This window comes from Klebsiella sp. MPUS7, assembly GCF_009905335.1.
GTDB classification, from domain to species: domain Bacteria; phylum Pseudomonadota; class Gammaproteobacteria; order Enterobacterales; family Enterobacteriaceae; genus Klebsiella; species Klebsiella grimontii.
Map to the genome: position 1 here is coordinate 4,429,575 of NZ_CP047604.1, position 20,818 is coordinate 4,450,392.

A 20,818-nucleotide genomic window follows, 5' to 3' on the forward strand; every position below is an offset into this window, starting at 1 on the left:
ATCACTGTGTGGTCTGAAAGTTACAGTGCCGCTTCGTCAGATTCGCCGGTACGGATGCGAATCACGCGCTGCAGCTCGGCGACAAAGATTTTGCCGTCGCCAATCTTTCCGGTGTACGCCGCTTTACTGATGACATCGACGACTTCGTCCAGCTGATCGTCGGCAATCGCGACATCAATCTTCACTTTCGGTAGAAAATTGACGCTGTATTCGGCGCCGCGATAGAGCTCCGCGTGGCCTTTCTGACGGCCGAACCCTTTAACTTCAGTGACCGTCAGGCCCTGAATACCCATTGAAGATAATGCTTCACGCACATCTTCCAGTTTGAATGGTTTGATTACCACGGTAACCAGCTTCATAAGTCCCCTCCAGTCAGAATTCGGTAATGGCCGCAGCTAACACGTATCTACTAAAGCAAGGGCTATGCCAGAAATGAAAAAGGACCGCCAGGCGGCCCTTTTTGAGGGAGAAGGTGAAGAATTCGCCGGAAACGAAGCGGCAAACTGGCTCTTTCGGCTAAAACCGCACCATTTCAGTGCGCGATATGTGACTTTTTTGCACCACCTCAGGCCGCGGGATCGCGACTGCCTGATTATGGTGCATCAGGCGATCAGCGACTCTTCCTGCGTGCTGGCCGCCAGCTCTTCGCCAACCAGCTGCAGCTGATACATCTGCCAGTAGCGGCCTTTGGCCGCCAGCAGCTGCTGATGGTTTCCGCGCTCTACGGCCTGACCGCGGTGCAGCACCAGGATCGTATCGGCCTCGACGATGGTCGATAGGCGATGCGCAATCACCACCAGCGTCGTGTGCTCGCGCACCCGGGCCAGAGCCTGCTGAATCGCCTGCTCGGTACCGGAATCAATATTGGCCGTCGCCTCATCAAGAATCAGCACCTGCGGCGTATCGACCAGTACCCGCGCCAGCGCCAGCAGCTGTTTCTGGCCAACGGAGAGGTTATTCCCCTGCTCGCCCAGCTGCGTATAAATCCCGTTTTCCATTTCACGGGCCAGATCTGCCAGCTGGACCGCTTCCAGCGCCTCCCAGACCTGCTCTTCGCTGATGTCGCGACCGAGAGTAACGTTGGCATAGAAGGTATCAGCCAGCACCACCGGATCCTGCTGCACCATCGCAATCCCCTGACGCAGCGCGCTGTGGCTTAAGGAAGAAAGCGGACGACCATCGATGCGAATCTCTCCCTGAGTTAACGGGTAGTAGCCCATCATCAGGCTGGCCAGGGTGCTTTTACCGCTCCCGGTATGGCCAACCAGCGCCACAAAGCTGCGGGACGGGATATCGAGATTAATATCCTGCAACACCAGGCTATCGTCGCGGTAGGCAAAAGAGAGATGATCGATGCTAATTGCTCCGCTGCGCAGCGGCTCGCTATCTTCACCCCACGCCTGACGCGGTTTATCCATCAGCTCGAAGACGCGCTCGCCCGCGACGACCGCCTGCTGCAGCATTGACTGCTGGGTGGTCAGCTCGATCAGCGGCTCGTTCAGTCGCCCAAGGTAGCTAATAAAGGCGTAGAGCACCCCGACTTCGATCGTTCCGCTGCTGCTGAAACCAAACAGCATCAGCAGGCCGCAGAGAATTAATGAAGAGAACAGGCTCAGCAGCGGACGCAGCAGGAAGCCATCAAGACGCAGAGTTTGCATACGCGCCAGATAGTGGGCGTAGCTGGCCTCGCGCATCCGCTCGCCGAACCGCGCCTGCTGGCGGAACTGCTGGATAACGCCCATGCCGTTAATCACTTCATTAAAACCATCGTTGATATCCGCCAGCCAGGCGCGGACCCGCCTGACGATGGGCGTGCTGTAGCGCTGATAAATCATCATCACGATCAGCACCGCCGGGAAAATAGCGATAGCCACCAGCGCCATCCGCCAGTCAAGGCTGAACATCGCCACCAGCATCGCGCCAATCAAAGCGGCGCTACGCAGTACGGTGGCCACCACGGTCACGTACAGGTCACGAATGACTTCGGTATCGTTGGTCACCCGAGAGATGAGCTGCCCGACCGGCTGCGTATCAAACTCGCTGAGCGGCTGGCGCAGCGCGGCATCCATTACATCGCTGCGCAGCTGCTGCACCACGCCGACCGCCGCGCGATTAAACAGCAGCGCCTGGCAGTAATGCAGGCCAGCGGCAAGGAGTTGCAGGCCGATATAGGCCACGGCGAGGCCGCAGACCAGTTTCAACGGCAGCGAGTTCTTCGCCACCATATTGTCGATGAAATAGCTGATCAGCAGCGGGCCGCTGACTTCAGCCACCGCCGCAACCCACATGATGGCAACGGCAATCATCAGCGGTTTACGCCACGGGGAGCCGTAGGCCAGCAGGCGCTTTAACGTCGGCCAGAGTTCAGTGAAACTACGCACCGGCGACCTCCTCATCTTCCTGCGGGGCATCATCCAGCGCCGCTTCCAGCTGCTGATAACGGTACATGTCCCGATACCATCCCGGCTGCGCCGCCAGAGCCTCATGGCGACCGCGCTGGGCAATGTGCCCGTGCTGCATCACCAGAATTTCGCTGGCCTCGGTCAACGCCGACAGGCGATGGGCGCTAATGATCACCGTCCGCCCTTCTCCCCACTGCCGCAGGTTATGCAAAATCTGGTGCTCCGTTCTGCCATCTACCGCCGACAGGGCATCATCAAGGATCAGAATCTCCGCCTCCAGCAGCAGCGCGCGGGCGATGGAAATTCGCTGCTTTTGCCCGCCGGAAAGCATCACGCCGCGCTCGCCGACTTCGGTGTTATATCCCTGCGGCAGGCGCAGGATATCCTCATGAACGCTGGCAAGCCGCGCAACGTGTTCGATTTGCTCCTGCGTAGCATCCGGTTTACCAAGGGCGATGTTGCTGGCGACGGTATCGGAGAACAGGAACGGTGTCTGATTAACCACCGCCAGACGGGCGCGCCAGCTATCGAGCTGTAGCCGGGTCAGGGGAACGTCATGGAAGCGGATATCGCCTTCAGTCACGTCAAAGTGGCGCTGAATCAGCGCCAGAATGGTGCTCTTGCCGGAGCCGGTCGGCCCGCAAATCCCCAGCATCTGCCCGGGCTGTAGCGTAAAATTGACCTTTTCCAGCGAAGCCTTATTCGCCTGCGGATAGATAAACTCGCGCACGGCGACGCTGAGCGTACCGCGGCCTTCCGGCGTCGGCTCGCTGCCGTCGTTCACCACCGGCGCCTCTTCCAGCATGGTGCGAATGCGCGCATAGGCCGCGCTACCGCGCTCAACGATGTTAAACATCCACGCCAGCGCCAGCATCGGCCAAATCATCAGGCCGAGGTACATCACAAAGCTGGTGAGCTGCCCCAGGGTCAGACTGCCCTGGATCACCATCCAGCTGCCGCCGCCGATGGCCAGCAGGTTAGCAGTACCGATGGCGATATAAATCGTCGGGTCGAAGCGCGCGTCGATGCGCGCCACGCGCATATTTTTTGCGCCGGTATCCGCGGCATCGGCGGCAAAAAGCGCCGACTGTCGATCTTCGAGACCAAAGGCTTTGATCATGCGGATGCTGGTGAGGCTCTCCTGGGTGCGGTCGTTGAGGCTGGAGAACGCCGCCTGAGCGACGCGAAAACGCTCATGTAATGCATCGCCGTTACGCTTGATCGCCAGCGCCATCAGCGGCATCGGCAGCAGCGCCAGCAGGGTTAACTGCCAGCTGATTTGCGTCGACATAACAATCAGCACCGCGCAGCCCATCACCAGGGAGTCCACCAGCGTTAACACCCCTTCGCCAGCGGCGAACACCACCCGATCCACGTCGTTGGTCGCCCGCGCGATCAGATCGCCGGTACGGTGGCGCAGGTAAAAGGCCGGATGCTGGCGGCTGAGCTGGCGATAGAAATCCTCACGCAGTTCGACGGCTAGCTGATAAGAGGCGCCGAAAAGCAGCACGCGCCAGACATAGCGCAGCAGATAGACCATCACCGCAATAACGACCAGCAGGCCAATCCACATCCACACCTTTTCCGCGGTGTAATGTTGTTTTGTGACGCCATCAACCACGATGCCCACCACCTTTGGCGGCACCAGTTGCAGGATGGCAATGACAATCAGCAGAGCAATAGCGCCGAGGTAACGGCGCCACTCCCGGCGGAAATACCAGCTAAGTTGAGCAAATAATCGCAAGCAGTTAAATCCTGAGTGTGTAATTCGTAGCGGCTGATGCCGTTAATCAATCGGCAAGGCTGTCGTGTATTTTATCTGTTCCATGGCAAAACTCGAAGTGACATCCGAGAGCCCCGGTACGCTGTTTACCAGGCGTTTATAAAAATCATCGTAGTTTTTCATATCCGCAACCTGGACCCGCAGCAGGTAGTCATACTCCCCCGCCATACGCCAGAAACCGAGAACCTCCGCCATCTGGGTGACCTCGCTGACGAAGCGGCAATACCAGTCGCTACTGTGGTGCTGAGTCTTAATCAGCACAAACGCCGTCAGCCCAAGTCCGACCTTTTCCGCATCCAGCAGAGCGACTCGCCCGCGCAGGATACCTTCGTCTTCCAGACGCTTCAGGCGCTTCCAGCAGGGCGTGGTGGTCAGATTAACGGCATCAGCCAGCGCCTGCAAAGAGAGGGTACAGTCGGTTTGCAGTAAAGAAAGCAGCTTACGGTCAATTTTATCTAACATTACTCACCTCAGGAGAAAAATTTACTCCATTCATTGTAATTGAAAGGCTAAATGGCAACAATTTTTCCTTCGAATTCCGCTAAGCTGGGCACAAAATGACAAACAGGAAACAGAGATGAACAGCGCCTGGATAAAACACGCGATTAGTGAAATTAATGCCGATTATCAGCGTTCCGCCGATACGCACCTGATTCGTCTGGCGCTGCCGGAGTTCCCTGGGATCCAGCTCTATCTGAAAGATGAAAGCACCCATCCAACCGGTAGCCTGAAGCATCGCCTGGCCCGCTCGCTGTTCCTCTATGGTCTGTGCAACGGCTGGATTAAAGAAGGGACGACGATTATTGAATCTTCTTCGGGTTCAACCGCCGTCTCTGAAGCCTACTTCGCCCGTCTGTTAGGTCTGCCGTTTATCGCCGTGATGCCTTCCTGTACGGCAAAACGTAAAATTGAACAAATTGAGTTCTACGGCGGCCGCTGTCATTTTGTCGATAGCGCCTGCGAAATCTATGCCGCCTCCGAAACCCTGGCGCGCGAGCTGAACGGGCATTATATGGATCAGTTTACCTTTGCCGAACGGGCGACCGACTGGCGGGGAAACAATAATATCGCCGACAGTATCTTCCGCCAGATGAGCCATGAGCCGCACCCGCAGCCGTCGCATATCGTGATGAGCGCGGGCACCGGCGGTACCTCAGCAACCATCGGCCGCTATATTCGCAGTCAGGGTTACGATACGCAGCTGCTGGTGGTTGACCCACAAAACTCAGTATTTTTGGACTACTGGCAAAGCCGCGACGCCAGCCTGCGCAGCCCGGTCGGTAGCAAAATTGAGGGCATTGGCCGCCCGCGCGTCGAACCTTCATTTATTCCCGATGTGGTCGATGAGATGCTGCGGGTACCGGATGCCGCCAGCGTCGCCACCGCCCTATGGCTGGAAACGCTGCTCGGGCGTAAGGTCGGCGCATCAACCGGCACCAATATGTGGGGCGTACTGCAGCTGGCCGTGCGGATGCGCGAAGAGGGGCGCTCCGGCTCTATTGTCACGCTGCTGTGCGACAGCGGTGAACGTTATCTGGAGACCTACTACAACCCGCAGTGGGTTGCGGCCAATATCGGCGATATTTCCCCGTGGCAGGCGCAGATCGCCGAAATGCTGCGCGCAAAATAAAAAAAGCCAGAATATCACGGGATATCTGGCTTGCTGGCAGGGTCTCTTTATTCGGGGGAATAAGGAAGATCAGGATTATCCAGCCAATGAGTCAAAAAGTGGGAAACGGCCTGATGACGGCAGTCGCCAATAACCGGTAGATGCGGAAGTTCAATTTTCAGCTGAGGCATCGCATTGCCCATAATCACCCCACGGCCAACGCTGCCGAGCATTTCCCGGTCGTTCATGGCGTCACCGAACGCCATGCAATCCTGTAACGTCAGGCCAAGATGCTGGCTTAGTACCGCCAGCGCCGCGCCTTTGTTACAGCCGCCGGGCAAAACTTCGAGACAATCCATCGCTGAAAAACAGAGATCCGCCCGGCCGCCGAGCGCTTCATTCAGCTGGATCCGCAGCCGCCGCAGATCGTCATGATCGCCGCAGAAGCAGATTTTCGTAACCTGATGCGCCGGCATCCGCTTAGGATCGTACAACTGGTAGCGAAAACCGCTAAAAACGTGCGCTTTCAATATTTCGGGAATCTCCTGCCCGGTGTACCAGCCGCCGTCGTTGAAAAAATGCATACTGGCTGAGGTTTCCCAGGCGCTGTGCAGCACCTCTTCCGCCACATCGGGGGCCAGATCGCGGCGATACAGCTCTTCGCCTTCCAGAGAGTGAATGCGCGTCCCGTTGCCGGTAATTAAAAACGCGTCCAGAGAAAACTCGCCAATAACGTGGCGCATCTCCAGAGCATGGCGACCGGTGGCGAAAGTCAGGGTGATATCGCGATCGCGCAGACGTTTTAGCGTCGACAGCGTTTTTTCTCCCAGACGATGGTCCGGCATCAGTAGCGTACCGTCCATATCAAATGCAGCCAGTCTTGCCATCTCCTGCTCCCCAGTGGTGGTGGATTTTGCTTGTGTTGCAGTATTGCCTGAGATATACGGAAGTAATAGTGAATAGATGAATTTTATTGTTCCGGGTTTACGGATATAGCGCAGGATTAAACAGATATGAGGCTATTAAACCGTCTCCATCAGTACCAGCGGCTCTGGGAACCCTCCTCGGGCGAGCCGCAGCAGGTTACCGTCGGCGAGCTGGCGGAGCGCTGCTTTTGCAGCGAACGCCATATCCGTACCCTGCTGCGCCAGGCGCAAGAATCCGGCTGGCTACGCTGGCAGGCCAGCTCCGGTCGCGGAAAGCGCGGGCTACTCCAGTTTTACAAAGCACCGGAAACGCTGCGCAATGAAATGATGGAGCAGGCGCTAAGTAAAGGACAGCAGCAGAACGCCCTCGAACTGGCGCAGCTGGCGCCTGTAGAGCTTAAAGCGCTGCTTTCCCCCTTTCTCGGCGGCCAATGGCAGAACGATACGCCTACCCTGCGTATTCCTTACTACCGTCCGCTGGAGCCGCTGCGCCCGGGTTTTATGCCGGGACGCGCGGAGCAGCACCTGGCCGGGGAGATATTTTCCGGCCTGACCCGATTCGATGCGCACAGTACCTGTCCGATAGGCGATTTAGCCCATCACTGGGAAGTATCGCCGGACGGTCTGCGCTGGCATTTTTATATTCGTTCAACCCTGTTCTGGCATAACGGCGATCCAATTAAGACCTCACAGCTGCAGCAGCGGCTTTTGATGCTGCTGCAGCTACCCGCGCTGCGTACGCTGTTCGCCAGTATTAGCGAGATTAACGTCACCCACTCGCAATGTCTGACCATCACCCTGCACCGCGCGGATTACTGGCTACCGTTCCGCCTTGCCAGCTACTGCAGCGTGCTGGCGCATCCGGACGATCCGGCGATCGGTAGCGGACCCTTTCGGCTAAAGTTATTTACCCCGGAACTGGTGCGGCTGGAAAACCATCAGCGCTATCATCTCACTCACCCGCTGCTGCAGGCCGTGGAATACTGGATAACGCCGCAGCTGTTCGAGCAGGATCTGGGCACCAGCTGTCGTCATCCGGTACAGATAACCATTGGCGATCCTGACGAGCTGACCAGGCTACGTCAGGTCAGCAACAGTATTAGCCTCGGTTTTTGCTATCTGACGCTGCGCCAGAGCCCTCGTCTTAACAAAGCGCAGGCGCAAAGGCTGGTCTCGCTGATTCATCGCTCCACCCTGTTAGAAACCCTGCCGCTGGATGAGGATCTGATCGCGCCAAGCAATGAAATATTGCCGGGCTGGTCTATTCCGCAGGGGCCTGAAAATTATGATACCCCTCTGCCTGAACGGCTTACCCTGCTCTATCACCTTCCCGTAGAGCTACACGCCATGGCGGAGCAGCTTCGGCAACGGCTGGCAGAGCTGGGCTGCGAGCTGACGATTATTTTTCATGATGCAAAAAACTGGGATGGCTGCGGGCACTTTGCGAAGGCAGACCTGATGATGGGTGACCGCCTGATCGGCGAAGCGCCGGTCTATGCTCTGGAGCAGTGGCTACGCTGCGACGCACTGTGGCCTAATTTGTTGACCGGGGCGCAATATGCGCATCTTCAGGCGACGCTGGATGCCGTTCAGGCCCTACCGGACGAACGCAGCCGCAGCGAAGCTTTGCGCAACGTCTTTAACAGACTGATGGATGATGCCATCATGACGCCGCTGTTCAATTATAATTATCGCATCAGCGCGCCGCCGGGGGTTAACGGGCTACGCCTCAACGCTCGAGGCTGGTTTGACTTCGCCAGCGCCTGGCTACCGGCCTCAGCGCCGTGACAGAGCTGGTGGTCGCGCCCATCAGGCGCTACCATATGCGCTTCACTTCGATTGTCAGGAATTATCATGAAACGCGCCGTAGTTGTCTTCAGCGGAGGACAAGATTCGACGACCTGCCTGGTGCAGGCTCTGCAACAGTATGATGAAGTGCATTGCGTCACTTTTGATTATGGCCAACGCCACCGCGCGGAGATTGACGTTGCTCGCGAACTGGCGCTGAAGCTGGGGGCCGTCGCCCATAAGGTCCTTGATGTCACGCTGCTTAACGAACTGGCGGTCAGCAGCCTGACCCGCGATAGCATTCCGGTTCCGGATTACGAGCCAGACGCCAGCGGTATCCCCAATACTTTTGTCCCCGGCCGCAACATTCTGTTTTTAACCCTGACGGCGATTTACGCGTATCAGGTTAAGGCGGAAGCGATTATCACCGGCGTTTGCGAGACCGATTTTTCGGGCTACCCGGACTGCCGCGACGAGTTCGTGCAAGCGCTGCACCATGCCGTCAGCCTCGGAATGGCGAAAGATATTCGCTTCGAGACGCCGCTGATGTGGCTTAACAAAGCCGAGACCTGGGCCTTAGCCGATTACTGGGGCCAGTTAGCGCTGGTGCGCCATGAAACCCTGACCTGCTATAACGGCATTAAAGGCGACGGCTGCGGGCAGTGCGCCGCCTGTAATCTACGCGCCAACGGCCTGAACCACTATCTTGGCGATAAGGTTGGCGTGATGACGGTGATGAAGCAGAAAACCGGGCTCCAGTAAGCGGTTATTTCCCGGCATCGCGGGCGGCAGAAGGCGCTTAGCCCGGTCAGATACGCAGCAGCGCCTTCGGGGAAATTGTGCAACTTTCTGCGCCCTCGCCCCGGGGGCGGCGCGATGCGCCTGCCCGGGCTACCGGAGCGCAGGCTACTGGGGACGTGTAGCCCGGACAGGTGCGCAGCACCGCCTCCGGGACATCCCCCTCCGGCTGGCCGGTTAACGAGGCTCAAGCTGCTCCAGCTTCTCCCGCAGTTCGCCCTCCAGCGGCAGCGCTTTCTGCGTTTTTAGATCGATACAGACAAACGTGATAAGCGCATCGGCGACCACTTCGCCGTTAGGATTGAGGGTGACCACCTGGCTTAACGTCCCGCTTTTTCCATTGAGCTTTTCGAGCTTGCTGGTGACGGTTAACACATCGCCCAGAACCGCCGGTCGGCGATAGTTGATATTGATATTCACCACCACAAAGGCGATGTTGCGCGCGGTCATCCACTGGAAAGCCGGGCTGCTTTCCAGACCATCCCAGCGCGCCTCTTCGAGAAACTCCAGATAACGCGCATTGTTGACGTGCTGATATACATCCAGATGATAGCCGCGAACTTTGATTTGAGTCTGCATAGCGCGAATGCCTTATCATTAATTGTTGTTTTGAGGTCAGAGGTCACACCACTTGTGTGACCTCTTCATTCTGGCAAATAATAACGACTGTGCAAACTTCCGCTGAAAATTTACAGCTTCAGATGTGACAGGTTTCTCTCTACCAGCGAGTTGCCCATACCGGGGACCTGCTTAAGGTCGTCAACGGTTTTAAACGGCCCGTACTCTTCGCGATAGCTCACGATAGCCTGCGCTTTCTTCAGACCGACGCCATTCAACGCCTTAGCCAACTCCTCCGCGCTGGCGTGATTAATACTCACCCTGGTGCCTTCACTATCGGCCGCGTTTAACCCATCCGGCGCTTTTGCCTGCGGCGACTGCACGCTCTCCTTTACCGTCGCCGACGCTTTATCCGCAGAGGGCGCCGCCTGCGCTATCTGACTCCCCGCCGCGCAAACCAGTACCGCGGCAATAAGCGATTTCATTCCTCGTTTCATGCTGTTATCTCCTTGTTTGTTGACAGCAAGAGCACGATAACGACGAGGGAAAAAGAGTACAAAAGACAAAATGCAGAAATGGAAAAGGCCGCGAAAGCGGCCTTTGAGGATTACATTACGTTACTTGCTTTTGCGAAGCAGCGCGAAATTATTGTTGCTGGTCGATGATGTCGCCGACCTTAATTTTGGCCGCTTTACGCAGGTTGCTCATCAGCGCTTCGAAAGCGATCTGGGCGTTATTCTGGGTGATCCCCTGAATCATCGCTTTTTTCTGCTCTTCCGGCATCGTACCCGCTTTCACTTCCTCCAGCGCCAGCAGCACCACGTTGCCCTGCAGATCGGAGCCCACGCCGTAGCTTGGCTTACCCGACTGCGGCAGCGGTAGCGCAAAGACTGACTGGCTCAGCGCTTCCTGACCGGTGCGTGACAGCGTCTGCGGCGCGCCAAAGCTCAGGCCCGCGGCTTTCATCGCTTCATCGCCTTTACCCTCTTTCAGGGCCGTCAGCAGCTTATCGGCGTCCAGCTTCGCCTGCTGTTCCGCTTTGTTGCGCTTAACGATATCGCTCACCTGCGCTTTCACATCCGCCAGTGGCTTAACCGCCTCCGCTTTATGCTCGCTGATGCGCAGAACAAACGCGCGATCGCCGTCAACGGTGATGATATCGGAGTTGCTGCCCGGCGTGCCGTTGTCGCCAACCAGACCGCCGTTGAAGATGGCTTCAGAGACCGGCTTGAAGTTCAGCTCTTGCGGCAGGCTGTCGCGGCCAAACCAGCCGGTTTCAACCACTTTCAGACCGGCAACCTGGGCGGCGCCCGCCAGCGACTCATTATCGTTGCTCGCCGCGTCGCTCACTTTCTGCTGCAGCGCGTAGTACGCATCCAGCGCTTTTTCCTGCTTCACTTTCGCCGCGATATCATCGCGAACCTCAGCCAGCGGTTTAACCTGCGCGGCCTGAACGTCATCCAGACGCGCCACCAGGAAACCGACGGAAGATTTAATTACGCCTGATAGCTGGCCTTTTTCTTTCAGACCGGCCTCTTTCAGCTCCGGCACGGTAGCCGCATCTTCCAGCCAGCCCATATCACCACCGTTGCGGGCAGAGATGATATCGGTTGATTTTTCTTTGGCCAGCGCGGCGAAATCAGCGCCTTTTTTCAGCTCATCAAGCACCGCCTGAGCATCCGCTTCGGTTTTGGTCTGGATGATGCTGTAGCGGTTACGCTGCGGCTGAGTGAACTGATCCTGATGCTGGTCGTACCATGACTGAATTTCTTCGTCAGAGGCGTTTTCCTGCATGCTCGCAGCGTCCATCTTGATATAGCTTACGCGGAACTGCTCCGGGGCCATAAAACGCGCCTGATTCTGCTGGTAGAAGGCGTTGATTTCATCGTCGGTAGCGGTTTGCTTCGCCGCCAGCGCGTTCACGTCGATAGTCGCTTCACGGACGACGCGCTGTTGAGAAACCAGCGCCGCCAGCTGGTCGGATTCGCCCGGCAGCATAAAGTCGGTACCGGCTACGGCGTTGATCAACTGCTGAGTCGTCAGCTGATTACGAAGCGCCTGCGCGTACTGATCCGTCGTCATCCCCATCTGATTAACGATACGGCTGAAGCGCTCGTTATCAAATTTGCCATCCGCCTGGAAAGCCTGGGTCTGGAAGATCGCCTGCTTGACCTGGTCATCGCTGATATTGAGACCGAGCTCACGGGCGTACTGATCGAGCAGCGCTTCGTCAATCAGACGGTTCAGCACCTGCTGACGCATGGTCTTCATGTAATTTTCATTAGCCGCCAGCTCTGAGAACTGGTCGCCAAGCTGCTGCTGCATGCGATTACGCTCGCTGGCAACGGCATTCTCAAACTGTGTGCGACCAATCTCCTGGTCATTAACTTTTGCGGCATAGTTGTTGCCACCGCCAATCAGGTAACCACTCACCCCGGTCAAAATGAACGAGACGATAATGATACCGAAAATAATCTTGAGCACGACGCTGTTGGCGGCCGTGCGTAGGTTGTCCATCATGGTGTAACAACGCTCCGCTGTAGATGACTTTAGCTCGCGCAGCATAGCATGTGATGGCCGCCGCGCGTGAGGACGTATTTTGACAAGAAAACGGGGTGATTGTCAGCCCACAAGTGCGTATAAACTCACATTAAGTCGCATTCTGGCAAATAAAAAAGGCACATCTTGCGATGCGCCCTTGTACTTCGTCACAGACCCCAGTGGGGAAGTCGATCAGTTTACCGCGTCTTTCAGCGCTTTACCTGCGCGGAAACCCGGAACTTTAGCAGCAGCAATGGTGATTTCTTTGCCTGTTTGCGGATTGCGACCAGTACGGGCAGCGCGCTCTTTAACAGCAAAAGTACCAAACCCTACCAGCGCAACGTCATCTCCAGCCTGCAGAGATTCAGTAACAGAAGCGATTAAAGCATCTAACGCACGTCCAGCTGCGGCTTTAGAAATGTCCGCACCGGCAGCAATTTTGTCAATCAGTTGAGATTTATTCACTGTTCTCTTCCTCTCTTTATAATTTATATCGCACCAGAATCCTTCGTGGCGCGACCGCGCAGCAGTTATATCAGGACTGTCATGCCCTTACAACAGAGTTGTAATTGACCCCCCTGCCAGCGATCTAAGTTAGCTACACAAAAAAAGGCTGGCAAGTACGAATTTACTTACCAGCCCTATTTTTCTTAGCGCTATTTGCGCGAAATCACTATTTTGCCGTGACGACTTCCATTCCAAACGGTTCGTTCTGCAGCGCAAGTGCCAGAACTTCCTCGATTCGTTTCACCGGATGGATATCTAAATCGGCGATAACGTTATCCGGAATTTCTTCAAGGTCGCGTTTATTTTCATCAGGAATCAGAACAGTCTTAATGCCGCCGCGATGCGCGGCCAACAGTTTTTCCTTCAGACCACCAATCGGCAATACCTGGCCACGGAGGGTAATCTCACCGGTCATCGCCACGTCGGCGCGTACCGGATTACCCGTCAGGCAGGAAACCAGCGCGGTGCACATCGCGATACCGGCGCTTGGACCATCCTTCGGCGTAGCGCCTTCCGGCACGTGAACGTGAATATCACGTTTTTCGTAAAAGTCTGAGTTAATACCCAGCTTATCCGCACGTGAACGAACCACCGTCAGCGCCGCCTGGATGGATTCCTGCATGACTTCACCCAGTGAACCGGTGTAGGTCAGTTTGCCTTTACCCGGAACGCAGGCGGTTTCAATGGTCAGCAGATCGCCGCCCACTTCCGTCCACGCCAGTCCGGTCACCTGACCTACGCGGTTTTCGCTATCCGCACGACCAAAGTCGTAGCGCTGCACGCCAAGGAAATCGTGCAGGTTGTCGCCGTTAATCTCGATGTGTTTCAGCGACTTATCCAGCAGCAGCTGTTTCACCGCTTTGCGGCACAGTTTCGAGATTTCACGCTCCAGACCACGCACGCCCGCTTCACGGGTGTAGTAGCGAATGATGCCGATAATCGCGCTGTCATCCACCGTCAGCTCGCCTTTCTTGAGCGCGTTACGCTCAATCTGTTTTGACAGCAGATGGCGTTTGGCGATGTTTAGCTTCTCATCTTCGGTATAGCCGGAGAGGCGGATCACTTCCATACGATCCAGCAGCGGCGCCGGAATGTTCATGGAGTTAGAGGTCGCAACGAACATCACGTCGCTGAGATCGTAATCCACTTCCAGATAGTGGTCGTTAAAGGCCACGTTCTGTTCCGGATCCAACACCTCCAGCAGCGCCGAGGCCGGATCGCCGCGCATGTCAGAAGACATCTTGTCGATCTCATCCAGCAAGAACAGCGGGTTTTTAACGCCCACTTTAGCCATTTTCTGGATCAGTTTGCCCGGCATTGAGCCAATATAGGTACGGCGGTGACCGCGGATTTCCGCTTCATCACGCACGCCGCCCAGCGCCATACGCACATATTTGCGTCCAGTTGCTTTGGCGATGGATTGGCCGAGAGAGGTTTTACCTACCCCCGGAGGCCCAACCAGGCACAGGATCGGCCCTTTGAGCTTGTTAACACGGCTCTGCACCGCGAGGTACTCAAGAATGCGATCCTTCACGCGCTCAAGGCCGTAGTGATCGGTATCGAGGATCTCCTGAGCCTGACGCAGGTCTTTTTTAACCTTGCTGCGAGCGTTCCACGGTACCTGCACCATCCAGTCGATGTAGCCGCGAACGACGGTAGCTTCCGCCGACATCGGGGACATCATTTTCAGTTTTTGCAGTTCCGCTTCGGTTTTCTCTTTTGCCTCTTTCGGCATTTTCGCCGCGTCGATCTTACGCTTCAGCGCTTCGTTCTCGTCCGGGGCGTCGTCCATCTCGCCGAGCTCTTTTTGAATGGCTTTCATTTGCTCATTCAGATAGTACTCGCGCTGAGATTTCTCCATCTGCTTTTTCACGCGGTTGCGAATACGCTTCTCCACCTGCAGCAGATCGATTTCCGACTCCATCATCGCCATCAGATATTCCAGACGCTCGTTCACGTCGGACATCTCCAGCACGGACTGTTTGTCCGCCAGCTTCAGCGGCATATGCGCAGCGATGGTATCCGCCAGACGCGCCGGATCGTCGATGCTATTGAGCGACGTCAGCACTTCCGGTGGGATTTTCTTGTTCAGCTTGATGTAGCCTTCAAACTGGCTGATGGCGGTACGAACCAGCACTTCCTGCTCGCGTTCATCAATCGCCGGCGATTCAAGATATTCCGCTTTCGCCGAAAAATGCTCGCCGTTATCAGACAGCGCAGAGATGCGCGCGCGCTGCAAACCTTCGACCAGCACTTTAACAGTACCGTCCGGTAGCTTCAGCATTTGCAAAATAGACGCCACGGTCCCGACGGTGAAAAGATCGTTTACACCCGGCTCATCCGTCGAGGCTTCTTTCTGCGCAACCAGCATGATTTTTTTATCATGGTCCATGGCTGCTTCGAGACAACGGATAGATTTTTCCCGCCCTACAAACAGGGGTATGACCATGTGCGGATAAACCACCACATCGCGCAACGGCAATACGGGGATTTCAATGCGTTCAGAACGCTCAGGATTCATAGAGCTCTCTCTTAGTTTAAAGTCCGCCAGGTAGCCGACGACGCAACTCAACGACGCGTCGCCGTTAATATGTAAACCAGTATATGGGGATGTATTCCATACATTCAACGGCGGGAATGCAGGAAAAATAAAAGGGGAGATAAAATCCCCCCTTTTTGTTAACTGCTTGAGCAAACTGGTTAATTATTCACCAGACGCCTGCTGCGCTTCCGGTTTGCCGTAAATCAGCAGCGGCTTGCTCTGACCATCGATAACCGAAGCGTCGATGACCACTTTTTCCACGTCTTCCATTGACGGAAGATCGTACATGGTATCGAGCAGCGCGGCTTCAACGATAGAACGCAGGCCACGAGCGCCGGTTTTACGCGCCATCGCTTTCTTCGCGATAGCGTCCAGCGCTTCGTCGCGGAACTCCAGCTCAGCGCCTTCAAGGCTGAACAACGCCTGATACTGCTTAGTCAGGGCGTTTTTCGGCTCTTTGAGGATCTGAATCAGTGCTTCTTCGCTCAGCTCGCTCAGGGTCGCCACGACCGGCAGACGGCCAATGAACTCAGGAATCAGACCAAACTTGATCAGATCTTCCGGTTCAACCTGAGACAGCAGTTCACCTTCGCTGGCTTTATCGGACTTCGCCTTCACCGTCGCGCCGAAACCAATGCCGGAGCCGGTTTCTACACGGTGGGAAATGACCTTATCCAGACCGGCAAACGCGCCGCCGCAGATAAACAGGATTTTAGAGGTATCAACCTGCAGGAACTCCTGCTGCGGATGCTTACGCCCGCCCTGCGGCGGAACCGCGGCCACGGTACCTTCAATAAGCTTCAGCAGCGCCTGCTGCACGCCTTCGCCGGAAACATCGCGGGTGATCGACGGGTTATCCGATTTACGGGAAATTTTGTCAATCTCATCAATGTAGACGATACCGCGCTGGGCTTTCTGTACGTCGTAGTCGCACTTCTGCAGCAGTTTCTGGATGATGTTCTCCACGTCCTCACCCACGTAACCGGCTTCGGTCAGGGTGGTGGCATCCGCCATGGTGAAAGGCACATCCAGCAGACGCGCCAGGGTTTCCGCCAGCAGCGTTTTACCGGAGCCGGTCGGCCCGATCAGCAGAATGTTGCTTTTACCCAGTTCAACGCCGTTGCTGGTGTCGCCATTGCGCAGACGTTTGTAGTGATTGTATACCGCCACCGCCAGCACTTTTTTCGCCGGCTCCTGGCCGATAACGTAATCGTCCAGATGGTGGCGAATTTCGTGGGGAGTCGGCAATGCACTGCGCTCGCGATGCGGCGCGACTTCTTTAATTTCTTCGCGAATGATGTCGTTACATAAATCAACGCATTCGTCGCAGATATACACGGACGGCCCGGCGATTAGCTTACGCACTTCATGCTGGCTTTTGCCGCAAAAAGAGCAGTACAACAGTTTGCCCGAACCATCTTTGCGTTTATCTGTCATGAGTCCAAACCTCTTATTAAGTTCTTTGTGCCGCACACGACGACGCAAATGCCATTCTCAGGCGCAAACCGCTGGTAAGCGTTGTGCCGCCCTCTTACAAACAAGTATAGCGGCCCCTTGCGCCCGGGGCATCAATTACGATGAGTCAAAATGGAGTCGACGAGGCCGTATTCCACTGCTTCTGAGGCAGACAGGAAACGATCGCGCTCGGTATCACGCTCGATCTGCTCAAGGGATTGACCCGTATGATGTGCCATCAGTTCATTCATGCGGCCTTTCACTTTCAGGATTTCGCGGGCGTGGATTTCGATATCCGTCGCCTGGCCCTGATAGCCGCCCAGCGGCTGGTGAATCATCACGCGGGAGTTCGGCAGGCAGAAACGCTTACCTTTAGCCCCTGCGGTCAGCAGGAAGGCGCCCATCGAAGCCGCCTGCCCCATACAAATGGTGCTGACGTCCGGTTTGATGAACTGCATCGTGTCGTAAATCGACATCCCGGCGGTAATCACGCCGCCCGGAGAGTTAATGTACAGATAGATATCTTTTTCCGGGTTTTCCGCTTCCAGAAACAGCATCTGCGCCACGATCAGGTTAGCCATGTGATCTTCTACCTGGCCGGTCAGAAAAATGACGCGCTCCTTGAGCAGACGGGAGTAAATATCAAATGAACGTTCGCCGCGTGAGGTCTGTTCAATGACCATCGGCACCAGGGCCATATGGGGTGCAAAGTTGTCTCGTTCGCCACTGTATGACATTTCCGTCTCCTGGATTAATTTGAAAAAAACCGCTGCACTGATTGTAACCTTACGGACGGATTATCAGCCAGAATTTCTGCCGTTGGGCAGAAGTGCATAGATGCACGCTTCATTACGGCGCATGGTTATGCCACTGCAGTTACGTCTCCCGGTTATGGGGATGACGTTGCCTTAATTCAAGCATAACAATCTTTTGTCGTAACGCTATCACTGAAATCGCCTTTTCGCACGTATCCTAAGGCTATCATTGCAATAAAAAAAACCCGCGGCCTTTCGGCAACGGGTTTTTACTCAAACCTTAAACCTTGGGGCGAAATTACGCCTGCTGGTTCATCAGTTCGCTGAAGGAAGTGGCTTTTTCAGACACTTTCGCTTTCGCCAGCACGGCTTCAACAGCCTGCTCTTCCAGCGCGACGTTGCGCATGTTGTCCATCAGCTCTTTGTTTTTGCTGTAGAACTCAACCACTTCTTTCGGATCTTCGTAAGCAGAAGCCATCTCTTCGATCAGGCCTTTCACGCGATCTTCGTCAGCTTTCAGCTCGTTGGTGCGAATCACTTCGCCCAGCAGCAGGCCAACAACAACGCGGCGTTTAGCCTGCTCTTCGAACAGCTCACGCGGCAGTTCCAGAGCCTGTTGTTCGTTACCGCCGAAACGCTGAGCAGCCTGGCGGCGCAGAACGTCGATTTCGCTGTCAATCAGCGCGGCTGGAACGTCGATATCGTTCGCTTTAACCAGACCTTCGATAGCCTGAGATTTCACGCGGTTACGCACGGCGCCTTTCAGCTCGCGCTCCATGTTTTTACGCACTTCAGCGCGCAGACCGGCGACGGAACCATCTTCAACGCCGAAACGCTTGATGAATTCTTCAGTCAGCTCCGGCAGTTCACGTTCTTCAACTTTCTTCAGGTTGATAACGAACTTAGCCGCTTTACCTTTCAGGTTTTCAGCGTGGTACTCTTCCGGGAAGGTTACGTCGATGGTGAACTCTTCGCCAGCTTTGTGACCTTTGATACCGTCTTCAAAGCCCGGGATCATACGACCCTGGCCCATCGCCAGTACGAAGTCAGAAGCTTTGCCGCCTTCGAACTCTTCGCCGTCAACGGAACCGGTGAAATCAACGGTAACGCGATCTTCGGCATCAACAGCGCCGTCTTTATCTTTCCAGTTAGCCTGCTGCTTGCGCAGAGTATCCAGCATGGTGTCAACGTCAGCGTCGGTCACTTCAACAACCGGTTTTTCAACTTCGATCGCTTCCAGACCCTGCAGTTCAACTTCCGGATAAACTTCGAACTCGACCGCGTAGGTGAAATCTTCACCCAGCTTGTATTCGCCCGGAACATAGTTCGGCGCGCCGGCCGGATTAATTTTTTCTTTGATGATCGCGTCAACGAAGTTACGGCTCATCAGGTCACCCAGCACGTCCTGGCGAACAGATGCGCCATAACGCTGAGCAACAACATTCATCGGCACTTTGCCTTTACGGAAGCCGTCAATGCGAACTTTTTTCGCTACGTTGACCAGCTCGCTTTTGACAGCATTCTCGATGCTGTCAGCGGCGATAGTAATCGTTACACGGCGCCCAAGGCCCTGAGTGGTTTCAACTGAAACTTGCATCTTGTTACCTCAAAAAAATCACAGTGCTCGGTCAACTCTGGAAGCGCGAACAGGTTGCTTCGCAGAACCGGGATGCCCTCTTCAAATCAGAAACACATTCCCTGTCGTCAGAATCATCCCGAAGACATTCATAATAAAAGACGCGGCATTATAGCGGCATCACTTTTGTGAGTCGAGAACGGTTGTCGCCCACTGCTGCGGCTTTTTTCACATTTCCCGAGCAAATTTGCCTGTAAAAAGGCGCAAACTGCACATTTTCCAGGCAAAACAAAACGGCCCGCAGGCCGTTTTCTCATAAATCTTCACGCAACATACTGGAAAAGCTCCAGCGGTTGCAAATGCGATTTCTACGCGATACTTCCAGCCCCGCGACAAGGAGGAGAAGCAAAGACGGTATCCTGTAGCCCTTCCCACTCTTTGATTGTGTAGGTATGCAACGCCAGAGCGTGCACGGTGCTTGATAGTTCCTCAGTCAACGTTCCGTAAATCATACGGTGACGATTAAGAAAACGCTCGCCAAGGAAGCGATCGCTCACCAACACCACTTTAAAATGACTTTCAGAGCCCGCAGGAACGTTGTGGCGATAGCTTTCATCCACGACTTCAAGATACACCGGGTCGAACGCTGCCCTAAGTTTTGCTTCGATCTGTTCACGTATCATCATGAATTTTCTCCTCCGACAACGCTGTATTGCCGCCATTCCCTTTAAATGTTAGCCGCTTTTACCGCTTCCATTGGGCGAAAACAACAAAAAATTGGCATTCCTCTGATATTTTCACGCAAAAGTATCGGCTTTACTGGTTCGGTATCCTGAAAGCCCCGCCTGAGTTGCGATATGCGATGCCGCAAGGACAGAAAACGCACAAGACGATGAATTTACATGCGTTGCCACTTCCCCTTGCCGTTGGCGATGTTATGATGGCGGGAATTGTCCTCATTACTACTCCCATGCGTTGAGACCCTGAACATGTTTAAGAAAATTCTTTTGCCTTTGGTCGCGCTGTTTATGCTGGCCGGATGCGCCACTCCGCCGACCACTATTGATGTATCACCGAAAATCACCCTGCCGCAGCAGGATCCCAGCCTGATGGGCGTGACCGTCAGCATTAACGGCGCCGATCAGCGCCCGGATCAGGCGCTGGCGAAAGTCACTCGCGATAACCAACAGGTTACGCTGACCGCTTCCCGCGACCTGCGTTTCTTACTGCAGGAAGTCCTTGAAAAACAGATGACCTCGCGTGGCTATATGATTGGTCCGAACGGCGCCGTTGACCTGCAAATCATCGTCAATAAACTGTACGCCGACGTTTCTCAGGGTAACGTGCGTTACAACATCGCCACCAAAGCCGATATCGCCATTATCGCCACCGCCGCCAACGGCAACAAGATGACCAAAAACTATCGTGCCAGCTACTCTGTTGAAGGCGCATTTCAGGCCTCGAACAAGAATATCGCCGATGCGGTTAATAGCGTGATGACCGATACCATTAGCGATATGGCGCAGGACACCAGCATTCACGATTTCATCAAGCAAAACGCTCGTTAATTTAAGCGGC

At 55.3% G+C, this 20,818-nt stretch carries 18 protein-coding genes; 4 read left to right on the forward strand and 14 right to left on the reverse strand.

Annotated elements, in window-relative coordinates; all coding sequences use genetic code 11:
• Positions 1–20 precede the first annotated feature (20 nt).
• The 4 genes from glnK to GUC22_RS20710 form a co-directional block, all read right to left on the reverse strand.
• Positions 21–359, reverse strand: coding sequence for a P-II family nitrogen regulator (glnK, locus tag GUC22_RS20695; protein WP_004099573.1), 339 nt, complete (start codon positions 357–359; stop codon positions 21–23).
• A 243-nt stretch (positions 360–602) separates the two neighbouring features.
• Positions 603–2,381 (reverse strand): SmdB family multidrug efflux ABC transporter permease/ATP-binding protein, encoded by a 1,779-nt coding sequence (locus GUC22_RS20700; RefSeq protein WP_004135998.1) that lies wholly within the window; start codon positions 2,379–2,381, stop codon positions 603–605.
• Positions 2,374–4,146 carry a SmdA family multidrug ABC transporter permease/ATP-binding protein gene (locus tag GUC22_RS20705; RefSeq protein ID WP_098140397.1) on the reverse strand — a complete coding sequence of 591 codons (1,773 nt, stop codon included), beginning with the start codon at positions 4,144–4,146 and terminating at the stop codon, positions 2,374–2,376. Before GUC22_RS20705 ends, GUC22_RS20700 begins: the two co-directional genes overlap by 8 nt.
• Positions 4,147–4,188: 42 nt before the next feature.
• Entirely contained in the window at positions 4,189–4,647 is a 459-nt protein-coding gene (locus tag GUC22_RS20710; protein WP_004135994.1) for an Lrp/AsnC family transcriptional regulator, read from the reverse strand.
• A 115-nt stretch (positions 4,648–4,762) separates the two neighbouring features.
• Here GUC22_RS20710 and GUC22_RS20715 point away from each other — a divergent pair, with 115 nt between their 5' ends.
• Complete coding sequence (locus tag GUC22_RS20715; protein WP_024359039.1) at positions 4,763–5,815, forward strand: PLP-dependent cysteine synthase family protein; 1,053 nt, start codon at positions 4,763–4,765, stop codon at positions 5,813–5,815.
• Between the two features lie 47 nt (positions 5,816–5,862).
• On the opposite strand, the gene cof is transcribed toward GUC22_RS20715, so the two are convergent.
• Positions 5,863–6,681 (reverse strand): HMP-PP phosphatase, encoded by an 819-nt coding sequence (gene cof / locus GUC22_RS20720; protein WP_024359040.1) that lies wholly within the window; start codon positions 6,679–6,681, stop codon positions 5,863–5,865.
• 126 nt (positions 6,682–6,807) lie between these two features.
• Here cof and GUC22_RS20725 point away from each other — a divergent pair, with 126 nt between their 5' ends.
• Both GUC22_RS20725 and queC read left to right on the forward strand, forming a co-directional pair.
• Positions 6,808–8,508, forward strand: a complete 1,701-nt coding sequence (locus GUC22_RS20725) for an SgrR family transcriptional regulator (RefSeq protein WP_024359041.1) — start codon at positions 6,808–6,810, stop codon at positions 8,506–8,508.
• A gap of 66 nt (positions 8,509–8,574) precedes the next feature.
• Positions 8,575–9,270, forward strand: coding sequence for a 7-cyano-7-deazaguanine synthase QueC (queC, locus tag GUC22_RS20730; protein ID WP_049088798.1), 696 nt, complete (start codon positions 8,575–8,577; stop codon positions 9,268–9,270).
• A 213-nt stretch (positions 9,271–9,483) separates the two neighbouring features.
• Here queC and GUC22_RS20735 read toward each other — a convergent pair whose 3' ends face one another.
• The 9 genes from GUC22_RS20735 to bolA all read right to left on the reverse strand — a co-directional run bounded on the left by GUC22_RS20735 (position 9,484) and on the right by bolA (position 19,926).
• Positions 9,484–9,885, reverse strand: a complete 402-nt coding sequence (locus GUC22_RS20735; RefSeq protein WP_004135982.1) for a YbgC/FadM family acyl-CoA thioesterase — start codon at positions 9,883–9,885, stop codon at positions 9,484–9,486.
• Between the two features lie 110 nt (positions 9,886–9,995).
• A complete protein-coding gene (locus tag GUC22_RS20740; protein ID WP_160183746.1) occupies positions 9,996–10,361 on the reverse strand; it encodes a helix-hairpin-helix domain-containing protein in 366 nt (121 codons plus the stop codon).
• A gap of 148 nt (positions 10,362–10,509) precedes the next feature.
• Positions 10,510–12,384 carry a peptidylprolyl isomerase gene (gene ppiD, locus GUC22_RS20750; protein WP_049088797.1) on the reverse strand — a complete coding sequence of 625 codons (1,875 nt, stop codon included), beginning with the start codon at positions 12,382–12,384 and terminating at the stop codon, positions 10,510–10,512.
• A 213-nt stretch (positions 12,385–12,597) separates the two neighbouring features.
• Positions 12,598–12,870, reverse strand: a complete 273-nt coding sequence (gene hupB, locus GUC22_RS20755) for a nucleoid-associated protein HU-beta (protein ID WP_002444653.1) — start codon at positions 12,868–12,870, stop codon at positions 12,598–12,600.
• A 208-nt stretch (positions 12,871–13,078) separates the two neighbouring features.
• Complete coding sequence (gene lon, locus GUC22_RS20760) at positions 13,079–15,433, reverse strand: endopeptidase La (RefSeq protein ID WP_160183747.1); 2,355 nt, start codon at positions 15,431–15,433, stop codon at positions 13,079–13,081.
• A 183-nt stretch (positions 15,434–15,616) separates the two neighbouring features.
• Positions 15,617–16,891 (reverse strand): ATP-dependent protease ATP-binding subunit ClpX, encoded by a 1,275-nt coding sequence (clpX, locus tag GUC22_RS20765; RefSeq protein ID WP_004099538.1) that lies wholly within the window; start codon positions 16,889–16,891, stop codon positions 15,617–15,619.
• A 131-nt stretch (positions 16,892–17,022) separates the two neighbouring features.
• Entirely contained in the window at positions 17,023–17,646 is a 624-nt protein-coding gene (clpP, locus tag GUC22_RS20770) for an ATP-dependent Clp endopeptidase proteolytic subunit ClpP (RefSeq protein WP_003021624.1), read from the reverse strand.
• A 316-nt stretch (positions 17,647–17,962) separates the two neighbouring features.
• Positions 17,963–19,261 carry a trigger factor gene (tig, locus tag GUC22_RS20775; protein WP_004129807.1) on the reverse strand — a complete coding sequence of 433 codons (1,299 nt, stop codon included), beginning with the start codon at positions 19,259–19,261 and terminating at the stop codon, positions 17,963–17,965.
• A gap of 347 nt (positions 19,262–19,608) precedes the next feature.
• The gene (bolA, locus tag GUC22_RS20780) at positions 19,609–19,926 is read right to left on the reverse strand and encodes a transcriptional regulator BolA (protein ID WP_004133447.1); all 318 of its coding nucleotides are present in this window, start codon (positions 19,924–19,926) and stop codon (positions 19,609–19,611) included.
• Between the two features lie 303 nt (positions 19,927–20,229).
• On the opposite strand from bolA, the gene GUC22_RS20785 reads away from it, so the two are divergent.
• The gene (locus GUC22_RS20785; protein ID WP_004129805.1) at positions 20,230–20,808 is read left to right on the forward strand and encodes a lipoprotein; all 579 of its coding nucleotides are present in this window, start codon (positions 20,230–20,232) and stop codon (positions 20,806–20,808) included.
• Positions 20,809–20,818 lie beyond the last annotated feature (10 nt).